This window comes from Pedobacter sp. 05L430 (genome assembly GCF_056397585.1).
This window is the reverse complement of sequence record NZ_JBFTNT010000452.1, coordinates 1-3,556: the sequence shown is the minus strand read 5'-3', so window position 1 is coordinate 3,556 and position 3,556 is coordinate 1. Positions and strand designations below refer to the sequence as shown.

The 3,556-nt window shown below is 38.7% G+C and carries 4 protein-coding genes; 1 reads left to right on the top strand and 3 read right to left on the bottom strand.

Features of this window, described 5'->3' with window-relative positions:
• The first annotated feature begins 74 nt into the window (after positions 1–74).
• Positions 75–875, top strand: a complete 801-nt coding sequence (locus tag AC1DG9_RS26300) for a murein L,D-transpeptidase catalytic domain family protein (protein ID WP_337716297.1) — start codon at positions 75–77, stop codon at positions 873–875.
• 127 nt (positions 876–1,002) lie between these two features.
• Here AC1DG9_RS26300 and AC1DG9_RS26295 read toward each other — a convergent pair whose 3' ends face one another.
• The 3 genes from AC1DG9_RS26295 to AC1DG9_RS26285 form a co-directional block, all read right to left on the bottom strand.
• A complete protein-coding gene (locus tag AC1DG9_RS26295; protein WP_477635597.1) occupies positions 1,003–1,887 on the bottom strand; it encodes a TolC family protein in 885 nt (294 codons plus the stop codon).
• 4 nt (positions 1,888–1,891) lie between these two features.
• A complete protein-coding gene (locus AC1DG9_RS26290; protein ID WP_477635596.1) occupies positions 1,892–2,257 on the bottom strand; it encodes a hypothetical protein in 366 nt (121 codons plus the stop codon).
• Between the two features lie 32 nt (positions 2,258–2,289).
• The coding region (locus AC1DG9_RS26285; RefSeq protein ID WP_477635595.1) for an efflux RND transporter permease subunit at positions 2,290–3,556 on the bottom strand (1,267 nt) is incomplete at its 5' end.

Genomic DNA, 3,556 nt, shown 5'->3' with positions numbered 1-3,556 from the left:
ATCTAAAGGACTGTATTTGAAAAAACACTAACAAATTAGCGCATTATTTAATAATAACACGAGAGTTAAAGTTTATGACGAAATGCATTTTGGGGGGAGTATCGATGTTAGCGCTCAGCCTTTCTTTATCAATTTTTAATGGGACACATAGGGAACCATCAACGCCGGTAATTGTTGAAAAAATAACTGAAGACAGTTTATACGACAATCACGTAAACACTATTTATAATGAAATAAACCTCGAATACACAGGTTTAAGTCGTTCTGTGTTTGAAAAAGCACTTACTGGTTTCTATAATCTAAAAAAATCCGGACAAGTTTCGGAGGATAAGTCTATCCTTTCAATAGCTGATTTTGATAAAAACAGTACTGAAAAAAGACTTTGGATCATTGACCTTAATAAAAAGAAACTAATTTTGAATACCTGGGTAGCTCACGGGCAACGTAGCGGAGCTGATAAAGCCACCCGCTTTTCAAACTCTAATGATTCTTTTCAAAGTAGTATAGGCTTTTACCTTACTGCAGAGATCTATCGTGGACAACATGGTCGTTCACTACGCCTGGATGGTATGGATGAAGGTTTCAACTCCAATGCCCGCAGAAGATCTATTGTAGTACATGGAGCAGATTATGTTAGTCAGGGAACTATCAATGCTTTAGGAAGGCTTGGACGCAGTCAGGGTTGCCCTGCAGTACCTAGCGAGCTGTCGGATTTGGTGATCAATACTATTGAAGGAAAAACCGTATTATTTATAAATGTTACCGATCAGAGATATACGTCAATATATCTGGATGAGCATATGGCTGCTGCCTTTGCCAATAATTTTAATCAGAAAGATTCAACCAGCTATCAGGATTCTGCATTGAATATTTAAGGGAATAACATCATAGCTTTAAATTAAAACACCCGTCATCCCGAGTACCGAGAGACCTCTTGTTCCTGCTAGTTCAAGAGACCTCTCCTGTTGTCGAGATGACGGGTGTTATATAATTACGATAGTCTTATATTCCTCCACCAAGCGAACGATACAGCTCAACCGAAGCATTCAATTGCGCAGTTTTTATCGCTGCCAATTCAAGTTCACTTTGCAACGAGTTACTTTGAGCAGTAATTACCTCTAAATAGGTAGCCATTCCATTTCTAAACAATAGATTCGCATTTTTTACTGCCTCTTGTAAAGTAGTTACTCTTTTAGAAGAAATATCATACTGAAGTTTTAGTTTTTCTAGTTTAACCAATTCATCAGACACTTCACCTACAGCATTAAGTACAGATTGTCTAAATTCAAGCACTACTTTTTCGCGATCTATTTTAGCAAGTTCGTACTGGCTTTTCAATTGTCTGCGTTGAAATATAGGTTGAGTAAGTCCACCTCCAACTACACCAAATAATGATGCAGGAATATTAAACCAGTTACTAGCTTTAAACGAGTTCAAACCTCCACTTGCAGTGATGCTTAAAGATGGATACATGCTTGCTTTAGCAATCCCAACCTTTGCATTAGCAATGTTTAAAGACAATTCGGCACTTTTTACGTCAGGTCTTCTGCTAACCATTGAAGAAGGTACACCTGATGAGAGTTGCGAAGGAATATTTGTCTTTTCTAAACTTGCCAAACGCTCAACAGCACCAGGCAACTGACCAGTCAAAATGCGCAATGCATTTTCCTGAATGGTGATATTTTGTTCCAGTTCCGGAATCAATTGTGCAGCTACCAGTTGCTGAGCTTCTGCTTGTTGTATAGCCAAAGAAGTTACCTGTCCGGCATCAAACTGCATATGTATAATGCGCAATGTACTATCGTTTAACAAAAGATTCTTTTTAGCCACAGCCATCTGAGCATCCATCATTAGTAACCTGTAATAACCTTGAGCAACGTTAGCCACTACCCTAGTTTGGATAGCTTTCCTTGCTATTAGATGGACGATTAGCATTAGCAGTAACCTGTAACGTTAATTCCGGGATATTGCCAAGCTTTGATTGTTTAAACAGCACCTCTGCCGATTCAATATTTTTCAAAGCGATCTGCATATCGTAATTCCTTAATAATGCAGTGTCTATCAATCGTTGTACTCCCTCTTCTGTAAAGAAATTCTTTACAGACACATTGCCAATACTAGTGGTATCGCTACTACTGGCATTCCTAAAATTCTCAGGAATTGCAGCTTTCGGTATGGCTACATCTTTAGAAACTTTACATCCGGCCAGCACTACTAAAACTAAGAGTGGGGCCAGTGTATTTATATACTTTTTCATTAGTATCTATTTTTTAAAATTTGTTATTTACCTTACGAATAGATGATTTCTGATTCTGGTTTTACCTTAACACCATTTGCATCCTGAGCGTCAGTAAGCACAGCTGGTTTACTTGATACCTTTTCCTGCAGATGCTGGAAAATCACAAATAGAACCGGAATAAGGAACAATCCAAGAATAACTCCTGAAAGCATCCCTCCTGCAGCACCAATACTTATAGAGTGGTTACCTTGTGCCGATGGCCCTGTTGCAATACTCATTGGGAACAAACCTACAACGAAAGCTAACGAAGTCATTAGAATAGGACGTAACCTTAGTTTTGCTGCCTCTATTGCCGCACTTACCAAAGTAAGACCTGCCTTTCTTCGCTGTACCGCAAACTCCACAATCAAAATGGCATTCTTGGCGAGCAAACCAATGAGCATGATCAGCGCTACCTGTACATAGATGTTATTTTCTATACCGGTTAAACCTATTACAACAAACACACCCAATACTCCGGTAGGAATAGACAGTATTACTGCTAATGGTAAAATATAGCTTTCATACTGCGCTGCCAACAAGAAATATACGAACACTAAACAAAGTATAAATACAACTGTCGATTGCCCGTTTGATGAAATCTCTTCTCTGGTTTGTCCAGAGAACTCAAATCCATATCCGGCAGGTAATTGTTCTTTAGCTACCTCTTGTATTGCATTGATCGCATCACCAGAACTAAATCCTGGTTTAGGGATGGCGTTCACCTGAATAGAGTTAAACAAGTTATAACGTGATGCAGTTTCTGAGCCATAAACACGGGTTAATTTAACCAACGTTTTTATTGGCACCATCTCTCCTGTTTTATTTTTAACAAAAACTCTGTCTATAGCAGTCGGGTCTGCCCTATCAGCAATGTCAGCCTGAACCAACACACGGTAATACTTACCAAAGCGGTTAAAATCTGATGCCTGGGCACTACCAAAATAAGCTTGCATAGTTTGCAAAATATCACGAACATTCACACCCAGCTGATTTGCTTTCTCGTCGTTTACTTCGAGTTGTAATTGAGGATAATCTGCTTTAAAAGTGGTAAATGCAACGGCAATTTCTTTACGTTTCATTAATTCACCAATAAAACCGTTGGCTATACCACTGAATTTATCAAGCTTACCACCTGTTTTATCTTGTAGTACAAGATCCAATGCCTCCACGTTACTAAAACCAGGAACTGTAGGGAAACTAAATACGAAGAAACTACCGCCACTTATGGCACCTAATTTACCTCTTATCACGTTCATAATTTCATTAATATCTTGC

Bases quoted from the DNA above. Each gene is read 5' to 3' on its own strand.
- AC1DG9_RS26290 (WP_477635596.1), bottom strand. From the start codon at position 2,257: ATGAAAAAGTATATAAATACACTGGCCCCACTCTTAGTTTTAGTAGTG.
- AC1DG9_RS26300 (WP_337716297.1), top strand. From the start codon at position 75: ATGACGAAATGCATTTTGGGGGGAGTATCGATGTTAGCGCTCAGCCTT.